Origin of the sequence: Streptomyces sp. NPDC059008, from assembly GCF_042749045.1 — a bacterium.
Taxonomy (GTDB): Bacteria; Actinomycetota; Actinomycetes; order Streptomycetales; family Streptomycetaceae; genus Streptomyces.
Map to the genome: position 1 here is coordinate 327,546 of NZ_JBHYJC010000003.1, position 18,781 is coordinate 346,326.

General features: G+C 71.0%; 16 protein-coding genes and 1 riboswitch. Of the genes, 7 read left to right on the top strand and 9 right to left on the bottom strand.

What is annotated here, in order from left to right; translation table 11 throughout:
• The first annotated feature begins 446 nt into the window (after window positions 1-446).
• On the top strand, window positions 447-1,457 hold the full coding sequence (locus ACFWZH_RS06805; protein WP_384426431.1) for a hypothetical protein: 1,011 nt from the start codon (window positions 447-449) through the stop codon (window positions 1,455-1,457).
• Window positions 1,458-1,474: 17 nt separating this feature from the next.
• Here the strand turns inward: ACFWZH_RS06805 and ACFWZH_RS06810 are convergent, their stop codons facing one another.
• The 5 genes from ACFWZH_RS06810 to aceA all read right to left on the bottom strand — a co-directional run bounded on the left by ACFWZH_RS06810 (window position 1,475) and on the right by aceA (window position 9,653).
• Window positions 1,475-2,719: a hypothetical protein gene (locus tag ACFWZH_RS06810; protein WP_384426433.1), complete on the bottom strand. Its 1,245-nt coding sequence runs from the start codon at window positions 2,717-2,719 to the stop codon at window positions 1,475-1,477.
• A gap of 172 nt (window positions 2,720-2,891) precedes the next feature.
• On the bottom strand, window positions 2,892-5,210 hold the full coding sequence (metE, locus tag ACFWZH_RS06815) for a 5-methyltetrahydropteroyltriglutamate--homocysteine S-methyltransferase (protein ID WP_384426435.1): 2,319 nt from the start codon (window positions 5,208-5,210) through the stop codon (window positions 2,892-2,894).
• A 164-nt stretch (window positions 5,211-5,374) separates the two neighbouring features.
• Window positions 5,375-5,597, bottom strand: a riboswitch (cobalamin riboswitch).
• A gap of 192 nt (window positions 5,598-5,789) precedes the next feature.
• Complete coding sequence (locus ACFWZH_RS06820) at window positions 5,790-6,659, bottom strand: 3-hydroxybutyryl-CoA dehydrogenase (protein WP_384426437.1); 870 nt, start codon at window positions 6,657-6,659, stop codon at window positions 5,790-5,792.
• Entirely contained in the window at window positions 6,656-8,254 is a 1,599-nt protein-coding gene (gene aceB, locus ACFWZH_RS06825) for a malate synthase A (RefSeq protein WP_384426439.1), read from the bottom strand. Before aceB ends, ACFWZH_RS06820 begins: the two co-directional genes overlap by 4 nt.
• Before the next feature lie 115 nt (window positions 8,255-8,369).
• Window positions 8,370-9,653: an isocitrate lyase gene (gene aceA / locus ACFWZH_RS06830; protein WP_384426441.1), complete on the bottom strand. Its 1,284-nt coding sequence runs from the start codon at window positions 9,651-9,653 to the stop codon at window positions 8,370-8,372.
• Window positions 9,654-10,054: 401 nt separating this feature from the next.
• On the opposite strand from aceA, the gene ACFWZH_RS06835 reads away from it, so the two are divergent.
• Window positions 10,055-10,825: a DUF817 domain-containing protein gene (locus ACFWZH_RS06835; RefSeq protein ID WP_384426443.1), complete on the top strand. Its 771-nt coding sequence runs from the start codon at window positions 10,055-10,057 to the stop codon at window positions 10,823-10,825.
• Between the two features lie 118 nt (window positions 10,826-10,943).
• A complete protein-coding gene (locus ACFWZH_RS06840) occupies window positions 10,944-11,501 on the top strand; it encodes a DinB family protein (RefSeq protein ID WP_384426445.1) in 558 nt (185 codons plus the stop codon).
• 20 nt (window positions 11,502-11,521) lie between these two features.
• Here ACFWZH_RS06840 and ACFWZH_RS06845 read toward each other — a convergent pair whose 3' ends face one another.
• Window positions 11,522-12,055 carry a nucleoside-triphosphatase gene (locus tag ACFWZH_RS06845; protein WP_384426447.1) on the bottom strand — a complete coding sequence of 178 codons (534 nt, stop codon included), beginning with the start codon at window positions 12,053-12,055 and terminating at the stop codon, window positions 11,522-11,524.
• 122 nt (window positions 12,056-12,177) lie between these two features.
• On the opposite strand from ACFWZH_RS06845, the gene ACFWZH_RS06850 reads away from it, so the two are divergent.
• From ACFWZH_RS06850 to ACFWZH_RS06860, 3 genes are all read left to right on the top strand, one after another.
• Entirely contained in the window at window positions 12,178-12,630 is a 453-nt protein-coding gene (locus tag ACFWZH_RS06850) for a YbhB/YbcL family Raf kinase inhibitor-like protein (protein WP_384426449.1), read from the top strand.
• A gap of 35 nt (window positions 12,631-12,665) precedes the next feature.
• Window positions 12,666-12,965, top strand: coding sequence for a hypothetical protein (locus ACFWZH_RS06855; RefSeq protein WP_384426451.1), 300 nt, complete (start codon window positions 12,666-12,668; stop codon window positions 12,963-12,965).
• 383 nt (window positions 12,966-13,348) lie between these two features.
• The gene (locus tag ACFWZH_RS06860) at window positions 13,349-15,736 is read left to right on the top strand and encodes a reprolysin-like metallopeptidase (protein ID WP_384426452.1); all 2,388 of its coding nucleotides are present in this window, start codon (window positions 13,349-13,351) and stop codon (window positions 15,734-15,736) included.
• 155 nt (window positions 15,737-15,891) lie between these two features.
• Here the strand turns inward: ACFWZH_RS06860 and ACFWZH_RS06865 are convergent, their stop codons facing one another.
• Window positions 15,892-16,218 (bottom strand): hypothetical protein, encoded by a 327-nt coding sequence (locus ACFWZH_RS06865; RefSeq protein ID WP_384426454.1) that lies wholly within the window; start codon window positions 16,216-16,218, stop codon window positions 15,892-15,894.
• A 151-nt stretch (window positions 16,219-16,369) separates the two neighbouring features.
• Window positions 16,370-17,011, bottom strand: a complete 642-nt coding sequence (locus ACFWZH_RS06870; RefSeq protein WP_384426456.1) for a YdcF family protein — start codon at window positions 17,009-17,011, stop codon at window positions 16,370-16,372.
• 214 nt (window positions 17,012-17,225) lie between these two features.
• Between ACFWZH_RS06870 and ACFWZH_RS06875 the strand changes: the two genes are divergently transcribed.
• On the top strand, window positions 17,226-17,990 hold the full coding sequence (locus ACFWZH_RS06875; RefSeq protein WP_384426457.1) for an NAD(P)-binding domain-containing protein: 765 nt from the start codon (window positions 17,226-17,228) through the stop codon (window positions 17,988-17,990).
• A 64-nt stretch (window positions 17,991-18,054) separates the two neighbouring features.
• Here ACFWZH_RS06875 and ACFWZH_RS06880 read toward each other — a convergent pair whose 3' ends face one another.
• The gene (locus tag ACFWZH_RS06880) at window positions 18,055-18,723 is read right to left on the bottom strand and encodes a TetR/AcrR family transcriptional regulator (RefSeq protein ID WP_384426459.1); all 669 of its coding nucleotides are present in this window, start codon (window positions 18,721-18,723) and stop codon (window positions 18,055-18,057) included.
• Between the last annotated feature and the right edge of the window lie 58 nt (window positions 18,724-18,781).

Below are 18,781 nucleotides of genomic sequence, written 5' to 3' on the forward strand. Positions count from 1 at the left end.
CATAAGCGACAATACTCCGCACATCCACGGGCCGTACAGCGGTTGTTGGCGCGTCAACTTGTTACGACACGGCCTGCGCATGCAGGTCCGCCGCGCTGGTGAAGGGCCACTTCCCGTAGTTGCTCGGGCCGGTGGGCGGCGGCCCGGACAGTGCCGTCATCCTGCCGCTCACCATGGGCGGCAACCCCGAACACCCGGGCAGCCAGGCGCCCTTCGCCGGGCCGTGCGGGGGCAGTCCCCTTGAGCACTCCTCTGGCCGCCATCGCCATCGCCATCGCCATCGCCAGTGCCCCCGGCACAGGGGCGACTGTGAGGACGATCACTCGGGGGGTGTTGGTCCGGTGTGCAACCTTCGGGGGAATGCGCAGGTCACGTACGTGTACGCGTACGGCCGTACCGCGCAGAACCCCTCGCGGTGGCCGCTTTGACTCCCGAGGAAGGTCTCAATGAAGCTTCACCGCACCCTGGCGACCGCAGTCGTCACGGCCGCCATCGGCCCCGTGGCGTTGCTCGCGGCCCCCACCGCATGGGCGGCGGGGGAGGCACCGGCGGCCGGCGGCACCCCCGCCGCGTCCGCCACCGCCACGCCGGGGAGCGAGTCGGCCGAGCCGAGCGCTCCGGAGGCGGGCACGTCGGGTGCTTCCGCATCGGCCGAGTCGGCCGCGCCGAGCCGGACACCGTCCCCTGCCTGGACCCGCCCGGCCTTCTGCTCCCCGATCTTCGACGTGGATCGCGGCAAGACGGGGCTGCGCGGCCTCCCGGGCAAGATCGTCGCCGGCTCGGGCTGGCACGAGTTCGCCTACCGAGTGACCAACGTATCCAAGATCACGGTGATGGAGACCGACATCTCCCTCTCCCTCGGCACCGCCGACCCGAAGATCGATGACGTCTCCGAACTCGCGGTCACGGTCCAGTGGTACAACCCGGCGACGGGCAAGTGGAAGCCCATCGAGGGCGAGGGCGCCAAGTTCCAGGACGACGACGACTTCACCACCGTCAAGCGCCTCCAGCCGGGGGAGCACGCGGACGCCAGGATGCGGATCAAGATCGGCAAGAAGGCCAAGGCGGGATCCGGCTACTTCTTCACGATCGGTCACTCGTACGGCGAGGACGGCAAGTGCGGCTTCGACAAGATCAGCCAGTTCGACTTCAAGGTGCTGCCCGCGGGCAGCAAGCCCGGCAAGGTCGCGGACGCCAAGGGCAAGCCGGGCAAGCCGGCGAAGCCGGGTAAGCAGGGAGTGACGGGCAGTCAGGGCACGCCGGGCGGCACGAGTACTGCCGGGAACAAGCCCGCGGCGTACGGCACTCACGACGCGGCCCCGGCCACCGGCAAGCTCGCCACGACCGGTTCACCCTCCGCGCTGCCGACCGTCGCCGCCCTCGGTGGCGCCGCGGTCGTCGCGGGGGCCGGGGCGGTCCTCGTCGTGCGTCGGCGCAAGGCCGGTTCGGGCGCGTAGGCGGGCACCGAGCGGGATCAGCGGGAATCGCCGGTCCGGGCCCGACGGGCCCGGACCAGCAACACACCGCCCGTGCCCACCGCCAGCGCCGCGGCGCCGCCGCCGATGACGACCACGGCGGGGGAGCTGCCGCGATCGTGTGGGCGCCCCGCCGTGTCGCCGTCGTGCCCCGGCTTGTCGCCGTGCCGCCCCGGCGCCGCCGTGACGACCAGTCGGCTGCTCCGCTTGACCCGCCCGTGGTGGCTGACGACCGTCACGGAATAGCTGCCGCCGTCCAGGCCGGACCGGATCCTGGCCAGACCGTAGTAACGCGGGTCGTCGCCGTCGCCGGCCTTGCTGTCGTCCCGCTCCAGCCGCACCGGCTCCTCGAACGCCGGCGAGGTCGCGGTCAGCCGCTTCTCCTCCCCGGCGTCGGGCGAAGCGTCCCGCCACAGCACATGCATCCGGCCGCCGGCCCCGACCCGGAAGCGACGGGTGGATGCGTCGGGGTCGCCGTGCTTCCCGAAGAACTCCGGGCCGCGCACCTTGCCCTTGTAGTCGGAGTCGCCGGGCCGGGCGGCCCGTACCCTGAGCCGGCGTTCGGCGATCCGCCGCCCGTCCGGGCCGGTCAGCACCACCTTGTACGTACCGTCCTCGGCGTCCGGCAGCACGCTCGGCACCGCCTCGAACATCCGGGGATTGTTCCAGTACCCGCCGTGGTCGTCGTGCCGGAGCGGGACCGGCCCCTTGAACGCCTTCGAGTGCACCGTGAAGGAGCTGCCGGTCTCCCCCGGATACAGATCGTCGAAGAACAGCCCCACCGACTCGCCGGGGCGCGCACCCTGCGGGGAACCACTCACCTCGAACGACGGCCGCGGCGCGGCCACCACATGGACCGTTCCCCGGTTCACCACACGCCCGGCGATCTCGACCGTGAGCGGGTACCTGCCGCGCTGGGCCTTCATCGCGATCCGGCCCCGTGCCTGGTAGCCGAGGCCCCATGTGGGCTCCGTCATCCGGTCCCGTTGGTAGGCGAGCCGGACGGTGTGCGCGAAGGCCGGGGATTTCACGACCACTTGCTCGTGCCGTGTGGCGACGCCGACCACCTGGAGGTCGACGACCTCACCCGGCCGCTCGCCGTCCGACTGGAACAGCAGCTGCGTCTTCTTCCTGGCGCGGCTGCCGTCGTCGGCCGCCGCGCTGCCGGACGCGCCGACAGCGCACACCACCATCCCGCCGCACACCGCGACGGCGGTGCCGATCGCGATACGTGACCAACCCACGCTGCTTCCCCCTTGACGGCCTTTCCCTGAGAGAGGGGATCTGCGCCCGATCGGTTGCGGGCGACGGGTGCATCGCCGTTCCCGTGCTCGGCCGAGGCACCTGGAGACGCCGCCCGCATCTCGGCGTCGGGGCCGGGGCGCTGGTGGCCCCGGCCCCTCGGGAGCCGTCCGGTCAGGACGCGGGCAGCTCGCCGCGGACGGTGCGGGCCGCGGCCACCAGGTTCTCCAGGGAAGCCCGGGTCTCGGGCCAGCCCCGGGTCTTCAGACCGCAGTCCGGGTTCACCCACAGCCGCTCGGCGGGGATGGCCTTCAGGCCGGTGCGCAGCAGTTCGGCCGCCTCCTGCGAACTGGGCACGCGCGGCGAGTGGATGTCGTACACGCCGGGCCCGGCCTCGCGCGGGTAGCCGTGGGCGGCCAGTTCACGGGCGACCTGCATGTGGGAGCGGGCGGCCTCCAGGCTGATGACGTCGGCGTCGAGGTCGTCGATGGCCTGGACGATGTCGCCGAACTCGGCGTAGCACATGTGGGTGTGGATCTGGGTGTCCGGGCGGACGCCGCTGGTGGTGATCCGGAACGCCTCCGTGGCCCAGGCCAGGTAGGCGGGCCGGTCGGCGGTGCGCAGCGGCAGGGTCTCGCGCAGCGCCGGCTCGTCCACCTGGATGACGGACGTGCCGGCCGCCTCCAGGTCGCCGACCTCGTCGCGCAGGGCCAGGGCGACCTGGCGGGCGGTGTCGCCCAGGGGTTGGTCGTCGCGGACGAAGGACCAGGCGAGCATGGTGACCGGGCCGGTCAGCATGCCCTTGACCGGACGGTCGGTGAGGGACTGGGCGTAGGCCGTCCAGCGCACCGTCATCGGCTCGGGGCGGGAGATGTCGCCGGCCAGGATCGGCGGGCGGACGTAGCGGGTGCCGTAGGACTGGACCCAGCCGTGCTGCGTGGCGAGGTAGCCGATGAGCTGCTCGGCGAAGTACTGGACCATGTCGTTGCGTTCGGCCTCGCCATGGACGAGGACGTCCAGACCGGCCTTCTCCTGGAAGGCGAGCACCTCCCGGATCTCGGCCTTGATCCGCTCCTCGTACCCGGCCGTGTCGATCCGGCCCGCGCGCAGGTCGGCCCGTGCGGTGCGCAGTTCGCCGGTCTGCGGGAAGGAGCCGATGGTCGTGGTCGGCAGCAGCGGCAGGCGGAGGTGGGCGCGTTGGGCCGTGGTCCGTTCGGCGTAGGGCTGCGAGCGGCGGGCGTCGCTCTCGGTGATCGCGCCGGACCGGGCGCGGACGGCCGGGTCGTGGGTGAGGGGGGAGTTGGCCCGGGAAGCCAGGGCCGCCCGGGTCGTGGCCAGTTGGGCGGTGATGGCGCCGGTACCGCGGGTCAGGCCCGTGGCGAGGGTGACGATCTCGGCCGTCTTCTGCCGGGCGAACGCGAGCCAGCGCAGGACCTGCGGTTCGATGTCCCGCTCGGCCGCCGCGTCGAGGGGGACGTGCAGCAGGGAGCAGGAGGCCGACACATCGACCCGGTCGGCCAGGCCGAGGAGGGTGCCGAGCGTGGCGAGGGACTTCTCCAGGTCGTTGACCCAGATGTTGCGGCCGTTGACGACGCCGGCGACCAGTCGCTTGCCCGGCAGTCCGCCGACGGCCGCGAGGGCGTCCAGGTTGGCGGCGGCGGCCTCGGTGAAGTCCAGTGCGAGCCCCTCGACCGGGGCCTTGGCCAGCACGGGCAGGGCGTCGCCCAGGCGGTCGAAGTAGGAGGCGACGAGCAGCTTGGGCCGGTCGGTGAGGGCGCCGAGTTCGCGGTAGGCGCGGGCGGCGGTGTGGAGCTCGGCCGGGGTGCGGTCCTGGACGAGGGCGGGCTCGTCCAGCTGCACCCACTCGGCGCCGGCGGCGCGCAGGTCGGCGAGGACCTCGGCGTACACGGGCAGCAGGCGGTCCAGGAGGGTCAGCGGGTCGAAGCCGGCGGCCACGCCGGGCGCGGGCTTGGCCAGCAGCAGATAGGTGACGGGACCGACCAGGACGGGCCGGGCCGTCAGACCCAGTGCCAGGGCCTCGGTCAGCTCGGCGACCTGCTTGGCGGAGTCGGCGGTGAACGTCGTGTCAGGACCCAACTCGGGCACCAGGTAGTGGTAGTTGGTGTCGAACCACTTGGTCATCTCCAGCGGTGCGACATCCTGCGTGCCTCGCGCCATGGCGAAGTAGCCGTCGAGCGGATCGGCCGCGACGGCGGCCCGGTGGCGGTCGGGGATCGCGCCGACCATGACGGTGGTGTCCAGGACGTGGTCGTAGTACGAGAAGTCGCCGGTCGGGACCTCGTCGAGGCCGGCCCCGGCCAGCTGCTGCCAGGTGGTGCGGCGCAGTTCGGCGGCGGTGGCGCGGAGGGCGTCGGCGGTGACGCGGCCCTTCCAGTAGCCCTCGATCGACTTCTTCAGTTCCCGGTCCGGGCCCTGACGCGGGTAGCCGTACACGGTGGCCCGTGCTGCCGCGGCTGCGGACTTGGTGTTCACGGAGATCTCCTTCGCGAGACGAATCCCTGAGATCCCGGCGACGGGACGAAGGCGCGAAGGGGTGACGCACCGTGCGGTACGACCTCGCGCGGCATGGCGCGGTCCTCCGCCTGGTGTGTACGCCGACCCGCCCTCGAGGTCACCGGGATATCCGGATGCGAGTGGTTCGCACCCGGGCAGATGGCAGGTCTTCGGACTCGCGGGCACGTCCTCACGGGGGAGGACACCTAATGGCCGTCGCTTCCCAGGTCCTCTCGTCGGACCCAGTGCGTATGACGGCGGTCGTTCCCGCTCACCGCTGCGGGGCAGTCCCGGATTCCCACCGGGTTCCCTCTTGCGACGCATCCCGCCTGGCGGACGGGGCGAACCAGCTGCACTGGTCAGCCTAAGGGCCGTCCGGCGATGCGGTACGTCCAGGTCGATCATTCGGAAGGTGAGGTGGGACACGCGGTCGACAGGTGTGAAGCACGACGAGGGCGGGAAACGCCGCACATGCGTTTCCCGCCCTCCTGTGAGCAGCCGCCGGTCCCTCCACCGGCGGTGCGGTCCGGGCCCCTCAGCCCGGACCGACCAGACCCTTCAGTTCTGGTCGTACTGGTGGAACCCCCGGCCGGTCTTGCGGCCCAGCAGCCCCGCCTCGACCATCCGTTGGAGCAGCGGGGGAGGGGCGTAGAGGGGTTCCTTGAACTCGTCGTAGAGCGACTCGGCGATCGAGGCGACGGTGTCCAGCCCGATCAGGTCCGCGAGCCTGAGTGGCCCCATGGGGTGGGCGCAGCCCAGCTCCATGCCGGTGTCGATGTCCGCGGCGGTGGCGAAGCCCGACTCCGCCATACGGATCGCCGCCAGCAGATACGGGACGAGCAGCGCGTTGACGACGAAGCCGGCCCGGTCCTGGGAGCGGACGACCGTCTTGCCCAGGACGCCGGTGGCGAAGTCCGCCACGAGGGAGACCGTTTCCGGGGCCGTGTGCAGGGAGGTCACGATCTCCACCAGCGGCAGCACCGGGACGGGGTTGAAGAAGTGCAGTCCCACGACCCGGTCGGCGCGGCCGGTGGCCATGCCCAGGCGCATGACGGGGAGGGAGGAGGTGTTGGTCGCCAGCACCGCCCCGGGATCCTCGACGATCTTGTAGAGCGCGGCGAACACCTCCGTCTTGGCGTCGGCGTTCTCGACGACGGCCTCGATGACCAGCTGACGGTCGGCCAGGTCCGCCAGGCTGCCGGTGAAGAGCAGGCGGTCGAGGGCCTGCCGGGCCGCGGCCGGCTCCAGCTTCCCCCGCTGGACGGCGCGGTCCAGCGAGGCGGCCACCCGCTCCCGTGCGGCGCGGGCGGCCGTGGCGTCGGCCTCACAGACCACCGTGTCGAGACCGGCCCGTGCGCACACCTCGGCGATGCCCGCGCCCATCTGACCGCCGCCGACCACCCCGACGCGCTGGATACCCGCGCTCATGACCGGGTCTCCGCGTTCCGCACGAGGTGGCGGGAGTAGGCGTCCGGGGTGAAGAAGCTCGGCAACTCGCGGGCCAGCGCGTTGCGTTCGAACAGGTCCCGCACCGCGTCGAGGTCCGCCCACGGGTACTCGGCGCCGAGCGCGGCGAGCTCCTCGTCGAGCAGCCGCAGGACCGTCTCGCGGTCGACGACCCGGTGGCGCAGCCACTGCCAGATCTGCACGCGGGCGATCTCGGCGGTGGCGGCGTCCTCCATCAGGCCGTACAGGGCGACCGCGCCCTGACCGCGCAGCCAGGCGGCGAAGTAGCGCAGGGCGACGGCGACGTTGGCACGTATCCCCTCCGCCGTGGGCGGACCGCTGATGCGGCGCACCGAGAGCAGGTCCGCGGCGCCCACCGCCACGTCGTCGCGGGTACGGTCGATCTGGTGCGGCCGGCCGCCGAGAACGCCGTCGAACACCTCGCGGCACAGGGGGACGAGGCCGGGGTGGGCCACCCAGGAGCCGTCGAAGCCGTCCTCGGCCTCGCGCTCCTTGTCCAGCCGGACCTTGGCCAGCGCCGCCTCGTTGGCGGCCGGGTCCTTGCTCGGCACCTGCGCCGCCATGCCTCCGATCGCATGGGCGCCCCGCTTGTGGCAGGTGCGCACCAGCAGTTCGGTGTACGCCCGCAGGAAGGGGGCGGTCATGGTCACCTTCGCCCGGTCCGGCAGCAGGAAGCCGGTGCGGTGCCCCAGGGTCTTGATCAGGCTGAACAGGTAGTCCCAGCGACCGGCGTTGAGACCGGAGCTGTGCTCGCGCAGCTCGTGGAGGATCTCCTCCATCTCGAAGGCGGCGGTGATCGTCTCGATGAGCACGGTGGCGCGGATCGTGCCGCGGGGGATGCCGAGCAGCTCCTGGGCGAGGACGAACACGTCGTTCCACAGCCGGGCCTCGTAGCGGTTCTCCAGCTTCGGCAGGTAGAAGTACGGGCCGTGGCCGGCGTCGAGCTGACGCCGCGCGCAGTGGAAGAAGTACAGGCCGAAGTCGACGAGCGCGGCGGGCACCGGTCCGCCGGCGAACTCCAGGTGCCCCTCGTCGAGATGCCAGCCGCGCGGCCGGACGACGATGGTGGCGAGCCGGTCGCGGTCGGCGAGCCGGTACTCCTTGCCGTCGGCGCTGGTGAAGTCGATGCGCCGGTCGATGGCGTCGCGCAGGTTCAGCTGGCCGCCGATGATGTTGTCCCAGGTGGGGGCGGTGGCGTCCTCGAAGTCGGCCATCCACACCTGGGCGCCGGAGTTGAGCGCGTTGATCGTCATGCGCCGGTCCGGCGGGCCGGTGATCTCGACGCGGCGGTCGGTCAGGCCCGGCGCCGGCGCGGCGACACGCCACGACGGGTCGGCGCGCACGGCGGAGGTGACCAGCGGGAAGTCCAGCGGGGAACCGCTCGCCAGACGCAGGGCCTGCCGACGGCGTTCCTTCATCAGGTCCTGCCGGCGCTCGCCGAAGGCGGCGGCAAGGTGCCCGAGGAAGTCCAGGGCGGCGGGGGTGAGGATCTCGTCGTGACGGTCGCCCGGGGCGGCGAGGACATGGACGCGGTGGGTGAGGGCGCTGGTGGTCATCGGGTTCTCCTGCGGGAGGGAGCGGAGCGGGGGTCGGACGGGGACGGTCGTACGACCCCCGCTCGGCCAGGGACGGACCGGACGGCCACCCGGGCGGGGCGGCCCGAGGCGGGTCCTAGTGGAACTGCTCCTCCTCCGTGGAGCCGCTCAGGGCCGTGGTGGAGGAGGCGGGGTTGACGGCGGTGGAGACCAGGTCGAAGTAGCCGGTGCCGACCTCGCGCTGGTGCTTGACCGCCGTGAAGCCGTGCGCCTGCGCGGCGAACTCCCGCTCCTGCAGATCGACGTACGCGGTCATGCCGTGCTCGGCGTAGCCGCGCGCCAGGTCGAACATGCCGTGGTTGAGGGAGTGGAAGCCGGCCAGGGTGATGAACTGGAAGCGGTAGCCCATCGCGCCCAGCTCCCGCTGGAACTTGGCGATCTGGTCGTCGTCGAGAGCGGCCTTCCAGTTGAACGACGGCGAGCAGTTGTAGGCCAGCATCTGGTCCGGGTGCTCGGCGTGGATCGCCTCGGCGAACTCGCGGGCCTGCGCCAGGTCCGGGGTGCCGGTCTCCACCCAGATGAGGTCGGCGTACGGGGCGTAGGCCAGGCCACGGGCGATGACCGGCGCCATGCCGTTGCGGACCCGGTAGAAGCCCTCCGCCGTGCGCTCGCCGGTGACGAACTCCGCGTCGCGCTCGTCGACGTCGCTGGTCAGCAGATTGGCCGCCAGGGCGTCCGTGCGGGCGACGACGAGGGTCGGCACGTCGGCGATGTCGGCCGCGAGCCGGGCGGCGTTGAGGGTCCGGATGTGCTGAGAGGTCGGCACCAGCACCTTCCCGCCGAGGTGGCCGCACTTCTTCTCGGAGGCGAGCTGGTCCTCGTAGTGGATGCCGGCCGCACCGGCCGCGATCATCGCCTTGGTCAGCTCGAAGGCGTTGAGCGGGCCGCCGAATCCGGCCTCCGCGTCGGCGACGATCGGCGCGAGCCAGTCCGTCGTGTCGCCCGCGCCCTCGGCGGTGGCGATCTGGTCGGCGCGCAGCAGCGCGTTGTTGATCCGACGGACCACCTGGGGAACGGAGTTGGCCGGGTACAGGCTCTGGTCCGGGTAGGTGTGCCCGGCCTGGTTGGCGTCGGCGGCGACCTGCCAGCCGGACAGGTAGATGGCCTGGAGGCCGGCCTTGACCTGCTGGACGGCCTGACCACCGGTCAGTGCGCCGAGCGCGTGGATGTAGTCCTGCTCGTGCAGTTGCCGCCACAGCCGCTCGGCGCCGCGCCGGGCCAGGGTGTGCTCCTCGCGCACGCTGCCGGACAGCCGGATCACGTCGTCGGCGCTGTAGGTGCGCTCGATGCCCTGCCACCGGGGGTCGGTGGCCCAGCGCCGCGCGAGTTCCTCGGCCGCCTGCGTCCTCGCCTCTGCCATGACTGTCACCGTCTCCTCGGTCTGTCTCGTCTGCCAATCTCCGACCTACGCAAAGGGAGATGGCACTGTGTGTCCTATGACTGGGATGCGGCCCGCCGTCATGCCGTGGGGCTGAGGTGAGCAACGCTGCCGGTACACGACCCCGTCGTCGCCGGGATCTCCGACGTCAGGGCATCAATCGCGCCCCGGATCCGAGCGGTGGTCGCCGGTGTCCGGCGGGCCGCACTCATGACTCTGGCACTGGCACTGAGTGCCATCAATCATGGACGCCTGCCAACTTCTGCGAATCTTCCCTCCACCATTTGCCAATCTTGCTAAGGGTGCCCGCAGACTCCGCCGCAGGGCCGGGGTACCGTCACCGCCTCTGGAACCACCCCAGCCACAGACGCGTCTCCCCAGCTGTGTCCGCGAACGTCGCTCCCCTGACGCAGCTGCTCCTCTTCGCCCGGCTTCAGACCCGATGCTGTGCGTTCGCCGTCGCGCTGCTCTCGGGGATGGCGCTGCTGTCCCTGCCGGCCGAGTTGCCGGTGGCCAGGTACGACCTGTTGCTCGGGTACGGACTGCTGCTCACGCTGATCTTCCGCCTCAGCGGATGGGAGACCGGGCGGGATGTCGCCGTCATCGCCGTATGCCACGCGATCGGGCTCGCCTTCGAACTGGTGAAGGTCGCCCTGGGCTCATGGAGTTATCCGGAACCCGCGGTACTGAAGGTCGCGGGCGTGCCCCTGTACGGAGGCTTCCTCTACGCCGCGGTGGGCAGTTACGTCTGCCGCGCCTGGCGGCTGCTGGACCTGGAACTCGTCGGCTACCGCCCCCGGGCGACGGCGGCAGTCGCCGCGGCCGTCTACGTGAACTTCTTCAGTCACCACTGGCTGCCCGATGCGCGCTGGCCGCTCGCCGCGCTGCTCGTCGCCGTCACCGTCGGTACGTCGGTGCGGTTCAGCGTGGGGAACGCCCGCTACCGCATGCCGCTGGCGCTCTCCTTCGCGCTGATCGGCTTCTTCCTCTGGCTGGCCGAGAACCTCGCCACCTACCTGGGCGCATGGCGCTACCCCTACCAGCTCCAAGGCTGGCAACCGGTCTCCGTCGACAAGTTCGGCGCCTGGTCACTTCTGATCAGCGTCACCGTCGTGCTGGTGGCAGCCACCCACCGGGAACGCGACCCCGGATAGCAGCCACCCTTCTCCTCAGCGGGAGCGAGGTCGCCGATATAGGTCTGAATCCGACCTACATGCTCCCTAGCTTGGTCCTGCGACACCGAACGGGACCACCCGAGACAAGGCGGAGATCATGACTGGCACCGAGCCCACCACCCACACTTCGGCCCACACCTCGGCATCCACCGGCGAGCGCGCGGACTTGTCGGCGATGCTGGCCAAGCAGCGGCACATGCTGCGCTTCACCACCCGTGACCTCACGGACGAGCAGGTGGGGCTGCGTACCACCGCCAGTGAGCTGTGCTTGGGCGGACTGATCAAGCATGTCACCGTGGTGGAGCGGAACTGGGTCGACTTCATCCTGGACGGCCCGTCCTCGATGGGCGACTTCACCGCCATGACCGAGGCCGACTGGGCTCGTCGGGCCGACGAGTTCCGGATGCTGCCGGGTGAGACGTTGGCGGGTGTGCTGGACGGCTACGCCGAAGTGGCGCGCCGGACCGACGAGCTGGTCGCCACCCTGCCCGATCTGGACGCCACCCAGCCGCTGCCCAAGGCGCCGTGGTTCGAGTCCGACGAGCGCTGGTCGGCCCGCCGGGTGCTGATGCACGTCATCTCCGAGACCGCCCAGCACTCCGGCCACGCCGACATCATCCGCGAGTGCCTCGACGGAGCCAAGAGCATGGGCTGACCGCGCACGGCGGACGGCCGTCATGGGCGCTCCAGCCGGGCCGCCAGCTCCACGGGGAGGGCGTCCCGGTTCGCCCGGGTCACCTGGACGAGTTCGATGTCGGCACGTCGCTTGAGCGCGTCGGTGAACGGGTCGTTCTTCGCATGGACCGTGGCGACGATGTCGATGTCGGACCCGAACAGGTGACGGACGGTGTCCCGGAAATCGGTGCACGCCAGCTCCATACGCCCGAGCTCGTCGATCAGCACCAGCTCCCCGGGCACCGGATTCGCCGCCGCCGACCTGAGCAGAGGCAGCGCGAGCCGCTCCATGACGCCCAGGTCCACGCCGTAGCGGCCCACCCTCGGTGGCCCCGGGAAGTCGACATGGGCGAGCACGGCTCGCGGACCGCCCTCCAGTGCTTCCAGCGCGAAACCGGACCGGGCGGAGCCCTGCCGGATCTCCTCCGTCGTGAAGCCGACGACCCTGCGGGTACGCAGGAGCGCGGCCAACCGTCGGACAACGGTCGTCTTGCCCGCTCCGGGACGTCCCTCCAGCAGGATTCTCGTCGGCATCCGGTGCTCCCTGTCGGTCCGTCTTACGGTTCCCGGCCCCACCGGGCGGCGTACTCCGCCAATCGGGGGTTCTGCGGACCTGGGCCGGTCCCGACCGGGCCGCTTCGGGTATAGCCGCGCGCATGACGGGAATTGAGCTGACGAGCGGCGCGTTCGCCGACCACGAAGAGATCCCTCGACGCCACACCGGGGAGGGCGACGACGTCTCGCCCTCGCTGACCTGGTCGGCGGTGCCTGACGGTACGTCGGAGCTGGTCCTGCTCTGCGAGGATCCCGACGCACCGGGTGGGTCGTTCCTGCACTGGCTGGTCACCGGTATCGACCCGCGGAGTTCCGGTGTGGCGGTGGGGGAGCCGCCTGCCGGCGGTCAGGAGTGGCCCAATGGATTCGGCCGGGTGGGCTGGGGCGGTCCGATGCCTCCGCCGGGGCACGGGACGCACCGCTACTTCTTCCGCCTGTGGGCCGTGTCGGAGCCGCTTCCGCTGCACGGAAAGCCGACCGTCGACGCGGTGCACCGGGCCGTGAAGGGGCGGGAGTTGGCCAGCGGCGTCGTCATGGGCACATACCAACGCTGACCGTTGTCGGAGCCGCTCGCGGGGAGGTTGACGCAGTGAACGTCCTGAAGATCGCGTTGGAGGAAGGCTTCAGCGGGCAGCACGTCGTGGTCTCGGTGGACGGGACGGTCGTGCTGGACGAGACCGATGTACGGACCCGGCTGCAGATCGGCCTGGCCCGGTCCGTGGAGGTCCAGGTGCCGGACGGAGGACACTCGGTCGAGGTCCGGGTCGAGGGAGAACCGCCGCTGAGGACCGAGGTCGACGCGCCCGTCACCCAGTCGGTACGGATCAGCCTCACGGCCGAGGGCAGCCCCGTCGCCGTCGCCAGCCGAGACCGCCCCCGCTACCTGTGAGGGTCCCTCCCTGACCGCGGCCGGGCCCCGGGATGAGGGTCGATCACGAATGACGGACGACGACGGGCCGAGGACGGTGCCGGGCCGGGCCGGTTGCACGGGGCACCCGTCGGGTTTTCACTGGCAGTAGAGGCGGTCGGAACGTCGCGACGGCCTCCCCGTAAGGCCTGGGCTCCCTGTGCGGATCCCGGGCCACTGGACCACGACCGACTGACGCCGGACGCCGACGGTTCGGCCCCGTGCCGCCGGCGACGCCCGGCCACACCACCTTCATCCGCCAGGGCGCGATGTGCCCGGCCGGCCGGCTCACCGGGTTTCCCGTCGCCGGGAATTTCCCCGCCCTGCCCCACCATGTCCCGGCCACGCCGGGTCCAGGAGGCGGCATGACCACGCAAGAATCCGGCTCGCGGAGCGAGTTCGACACACTCGTCCGTGCCGTTGTGGACGAAATCGCACACCGTACCGGAGGTGACGTCGGCATCAGACCCCAAGTGGGTCAGGACGTCGAACAGGCCCGCGCCCAGGGCCAGCGCAGCGGCGTCTATCGCCGCACCGAGCAGCCGATATCCCACCTGTTGGAACGGGGCGGTGCCCAGGCCATGCCCATGCCGGGTACGGGCCCATCCGGTGAGGCACAGTCGGCCGCCGCGTCCATGGCCTCACCCGCGGCCGTGCCGGAGTCCGGCCCGACCGCCGAGCAGTGGACGACGGCCGGTCAGACACCGGCCGAGACCGTCCGGTCCAGTGCCGCCGCAGGCTCGTTCGAGGAACTGCGCGTGGACGTGGACGGGCCGGCGCCCACCATGACCGTGTCCGGTACCGTCTGGCGGCTGCCCACCGGCGGGGCCACCTGGCTCGCCGAAGTCGCCAGGCAGGCGGACGGCTCTCTCGCCGGCCCCATCAGCTACCGGGACGGCAACACTTCGCTGCGCCCCGGCACCAGCATCCGGGTGCAGCTCACCGGCCAGCCACCGCTCCAGCCGTTCGGCGCCGTGGTGACCTTCATGAAGCCGGGGGTACCGGACGAGGTGGTCGGCTACGCCCAGGCGACCCCGCACTTCCGCGAGGTCGGCATCGAGTACGACCGGGTCGAGGACGCCGTGCAGATCGACGCCTATTCGCTGCACGACCATCCGGTGCGGCCGCAGGACCTCCCCGACATCACGCTCACCGTGGAGGACGCGTTCACCCGCCAGGGCATTCAGGTCACCCGCAACGGCGGCAGCAACGTGATTCCGCTGTCGACCGCCGTCAACGGCCGCTGGTCCGACATCGAGATGCACGACGCCATGCAGCAGCACTGGTCCCAATGGCGGCCCGGCCCCAGCGGTGAGGGCATCGCCCAGTGGCAGGTGTGGACGCTCTTCGCCGGGCTGCACGACGAGGGCAAGGACCTCGGCGGCATCATGTTCGACGACATCGGCGCCGCCCAGCGGCAAGGCTGCGCGATCTTCTCCAAATCCTTCATCTCCGATCGCCCGCCGAACGACCCCGCGCCCGAGGCCTACGTCCGCAGGATGGGCTTCTGGACCGCCGTGCACGAGATCGGCCACTGCTTCAACCTCGCCCACGCATGGCAGAAGTCACTCCGCACCCCCTGGATGCCGCTGGCCGACGAGCCCGAGGGGCGCAGCTTCATGAACTACCCGTTCCTGGTGAACGGCGGACCGCAGGCGTTCTTCTCGGACTTCCGCTACTTCTTCTCCGAGGACGAACTGCGCTTCCTGCGGCACGCACCGGAGCGGTTCGTGGAGCAGGGCAACATCCCGTGGTTCGACCACCACGGTTTCGAACAGGCACGGCGCAGCGGGGCCGACGGGGCGCTCCAACTCACCCTGCGGGTCAACCGCGACGCCGACCGCCAAGGGGCGTACCGCTTCGCCATGCTGGAGCCGGTGATCGGTGAGCTGAAGCTGACCAACACCTCCACCGTCCCCAAGATGGTGGACCGCAATACGTTGGTGGGCGACAACCTCAGCGTCTTCGTCCGGCGTGAGGACGGCACCGAGGCCAGCGTCCTCCAGCCGTATCTGCGCTACTGCAAGCAGCCCGCTCCCGTGATGGTGCAGCCCGGGGAGTCGCTGTACGAGCAGGTGGTGCTGTCCTTCGGAGTCGGCGGCTGGAAGATCGCGGAGCCGGGCGCGTACCAGGTCTACGCGGCACTGCGCACCGCCCCCGAGAACGCCTCGTCCGCCGTGTCCGCGGCCCCGACCGGACAGGTCCTGGCCGCCCCGCTCCCCATCCGGGTGGAGCGCCCGGCCAGCCGCGAACAGGAGCGGCTCGCGGACGACGTCTGCACCGACACCGTCGGACGCGTGCTGGCACTGGGCGGCAGCCGGGTGATGGACGACGCCAACGACGTACTGCGCGAGGTGACCGACCGGATTCCCGACGAACTGGTGGCCAAACACGCCGCCGCATGCCTGAGCACGGCCGCCACCATCCCGGGCAAGGTCATGTCCGACGGTGGCGCGCGGCGCATCGAGGCGCGGGGAACGGACGCGGACGCCGGTATGGAGCTGGCCCGCCGCGCGTACGAGGACCTCGACACCGCGGCCGAGACCTTCGGTCATATCCGGCTGACCCGGAACGTCGAGGCCATCGCGGTCGCGCTGGACGAACAGGACAGGCGTGAGCCTGCCACCCAGCTGCTCGGCCGACTCGCCCAGACCCTGCAGGACCGCCAGGTCAAACCGCGGGTCGTGGAGCGGGTCCAGCAGCTGGAGCAACGGATCGCCGGCAGCGACGGATCGGGTACCGGGCGGACCTGACCGAGGACGGGCGACGCCCCGCACGGGCACGGAACGGAAACCCAGCGGAGAGTGGTTTCTGCCGCCCCGGTGCGGGCGTCACCTGCCCGGGCGTCGCCACGCCACCACAGTCAGGCTGCTGGGGCCTGTCCGATGGATCAGGGTCGGACAGGGCCCTACCCGTTCTCCCGTCCGGGAAGTGACGCCCCCTGGAGAAACGCCCGGTAGGCGTCCGCGGCGTCCTCCTCGACGGTCGGCCCGTCCGGTCCGTACCGCGTGTCGCTCCGGTCGCGTTTCGGTCCGGATATCCAGAAATCCTCATGGGATTCGACGTCGTAAAAGTTCGCGTCGGACAGTCCCAGACCCGTACCGCGTCGCAGGGTCCGCCCTTGGAAGTAGGCCGTCTTCCAGGTCTTGGAGAAGTCCACCCATCCGATCCATGAGGGCCCGCGGTCGGTGCCGTAGCCCGTTTTGAGCTGCACGAACATGATTCTGCGAGGCATCGTCCCAGCGTGGCCGATCGTGCCACTCCAGCAAACCGATTTTTCGGAATCGATCCGATGATGACGCCCTTCCGGACCTGAGGCCGGGTGCGCACCGTACGGCACCAGCCACACGCCAGGATGACGTGGCCGCCGGCGTCACAGCGTCCGGCTAGCGGGTGTCCGCGCGCGAGGGCTTCCGTTCGTCGGCTTCGAGGCCGCGCAGCTCGTCGGCTTCGAGTCCGCGCAGCATCCAGAGTCCGTACAGGGCCAGCAGTGGTTTGAGGACCGCCCACTCGCCGGGGCGGTAGTCGTCCGCGGGCACGAGTCTCTCGGCGAGATCGGGGCGCTGACGGCGCAGGTACGCGCGGGCCTTGAGTCCGTGAGCCGGCTGGGAGGCGATCTTGATGCGATCCGCGCCTTCGAGCAGGGGGATCACGTTCGTGATGTTCTCCCACGTCGTCCTGCTCTGGTCTTCGATGAGTACGCGGCCGTCGAACCCGAGCACGGACTTCGCGTAGTCGGCCATCAACCGGGCTTCGGCTGGGCCGCCGCCCGCCGCACCCCCGCTGAAGATCACCTGGGTGTCACGCGCACTGTCGGAGGCGGCGGATCGTAGCCCGGCGCGGACTCGCCACCGGTTGACGACGTTGATCGACGGGTGCGCATTTCGATAGCCCAGCACAACGATGGCTTCTGAACCGCTGTCACTGTCTTTCCCGACGAGCGTTCGAGACCATCGCCAGTTCAACCACTCTGCCCAGGCCAGGGCGGCGACCGCCCCTCCTGCCGCTGTCACCCACGCTGCTCGCATACGGCGAGCCTAGGGCGTTCCCAGCCCCGAAGCGCCGAGCAAGGAGGGCGGCGGCCGCGCTGCAGACGGCTCAACCTGCGGGGGCCTGGAACTCCTGAGATCTGCGCACGAAATGATCTTCAAGGTGGTTGGATCGCGCACGTACAAGCGGCGGTGGCTCGTGCGTCGACGTACGCACCACCGCTTCCGAGACGATCAGGGAGACGCAGACACAGTGGAACGCATCGGGATCATCGGCGTGGGCGAGATCGGCCGGGCCATCGTGGACGGTCTGTGCGACGGCGTGGAGCAGCCGCCGGAGATCTACCTCTCGCCACGAGGGTCCCGTACGGCCGCCGAACTGTCCCGGCAGTACCCGAACGTGCGGGTCTGTGCCGACAACCAGGACGTGGTGAACCGCTCCGAGACAGTGCTCATCGCCGTCCGCCCCCAGGACCGCTCCGAGGCCCTCGCCGGGCTCCAGGTCGGCGGCGACAGCGTCGTGGTCAGCGTCATGGCGGGCATCGGCATCGGCGAGTTGCGCCAGACGCTCGGCACCGACGCCCCGCTGGTGCGTGCCATCCCGCTGCCCGCCGTGCGCGAACGCCGGTCCGTCACCGTCACGTGCCCCTCCCACCCGGCCGCGGACGCACTCTTCGACCGCCTCGGCGGGGCGCTCCCCGTCGCGGACGAAGCGTCCTTCAACGTCTTCTCCGCCCTGACGGCCACGCTGACCAGCCACTACTGGTACCTGGCCACGCTCACCGATTGGGCCTCCCGGCAGGGCGTTCCCTCCGAGGACGCGGACCGGTACGTCCGCGGTCTCTTCCAGGGCGTCGAGCGTTCGCTGGGTGACGAGGGCCGCTCTCTTCACCAGCTCGCGGGCGACCACGAGACACCGAACGGAATCAACGAGCGCATCCGCACCACGTGGTTCGACGCGGCCAATTCCGCGGCCCTGACCAAGGCGCTCGACGCGCTCCTCGCCGACCTCACATAGCCACGTCGGGGGCCGCGGGTGCCGGGACCCGCGGCCGCCGCTGCGACGGCGGGTCCCGGCCGTCCTATCGCTGGGACGGCGGGTCCTGGCCGTCGCTCTCCCGGGCCGGCTGCCGGGCGAGTGCGGTCCAGGAGCGCAGGAGCAGGTCGAAGGCGTCGACGACGACGTCGTCCTGGATGCCGTCGGGGGTCAGCAGACGCTGGATCAGCAGGCCGTCCTCCAAGGCGTGGACGATCAGGGCGAGGAACGCGGGATCGGCGGGCGAGGTGACGCCGCGGGCGGCGAACGCCTGCTCCAAGCCGGTGGTGTGGGCGCCGCGGGCGAGGAGTTCGCGTTCGCCGAGCAGTGGACGCAGTTCGTCGTTCCGCAGGGCGTACAGGACGAGTTCCATGCGCAGCGCGAGCCATTGGGGCAGGTGCTGGGCGCGGTCGCGGTTCCAGGCCCGGAGTCTGTCGAGGGCGTCGGCGCCGGAGGTGGCGTCCTGGGTGAGGGAGCGGACCTCCTCGAGTTCGCGGCGGGTGCGGTCGTGGAGCAGCTCGGCGACGAGGGCGTTCTTGTCCTCGAAGTTCCCGTAGAAGGCGCCGCGGGTGTAGCCGGCGCGCTCGGCGATCTGCTCGACGGAGGTGCCGTTGACGCCGCGTTCGGTGAACAGCTCGGCGGCGGCGGCCAGCAGGCGGTGTCGGGTCTGCTGTCGGCTCTCTTCGCGGGTCAGGCGCTTGCGTTCAGATGTCACGGCGGCATCCTACGGTCCACCAAAGCCCAGATATTCATTTCTGTATCCAGATACAGAT

Excerpts from the sequence above, each read along its gene's own strand:
- ACFWZH_RS06805 (WP_384426431.1), top strand. The coding sequence starts at position 447 with ATGAAGCTTCACCGCACCCTGGCGACCGCAGTCGTCACGGCCGCCATC.
- ACFWZH_RS06820 (WP_384426437.1), bottom strand. The coding sequence starts at position 6,659 with ATGAGCGCGGGTATCCAGCGCGTCGGGGTGGTCGGCGGCGGTCAGATG.
- aceB (WP_384426439.1), bottom strand. The coding sequence starts at position 8,254 with ATGACCACCAGCGCCCTCACCCACCGCGTCCATGTCCTCGCCGCCCCG.
- aceA (WP_384426441.1), bottom strand. The coding sequence starts at position 9,653 with ATGGCAGAGGCGAGGACGCAGGCGGCCGAGGAACTCGCGCGGCGCTGG.
- ACFWZH_RS06840 (WP_384426445.1), top strand. The coding sequence starts at position 10,944 with ATGACTGGCACCGAGCCCACCACCCACACTTCGGCCCACACCTCGGCA.
- ACFWZH_RS06845 (WP_384426447.1), bottom strand. The coding sequence starts at position 12,055 with ATGCCGACGAGAATCCTGCTGGAGGGACGTCCCGGAGCGGGCAAGACG.
- ACFWZH_RS06850 (WP_384426449.1), top strand. The coding sequence starts at position 12,178 with ATGACGGGAATTGAGCTGACGAGCGGCGCGTTCGCCGACCACGAAGAG.
- ACFWZH_RS06860 (WP_384426452.1), top strand. The coding sequence starts at position 13,349 with ATGACCACGCAAGAATCCGGCTCGCGGAGCGAGTTCGACACACTCGTC.
- ACFWZH_RS06865 (WP_384426454.1), bottom strand. The coding sequence starts at position 16,218 with ATGCCTCGCAGAATCATGTTCGTGCAGCTCAAAACGGGCTACGGCACC.
- ACFWZH_RS06870 (WP_384426456.1), bottom strand. The coding sequence starts at position 17,011 with ATGCGAGCAGCGTGGGTGACAGCGGCAGGAGGGGCGGTCGCCGCCCTG.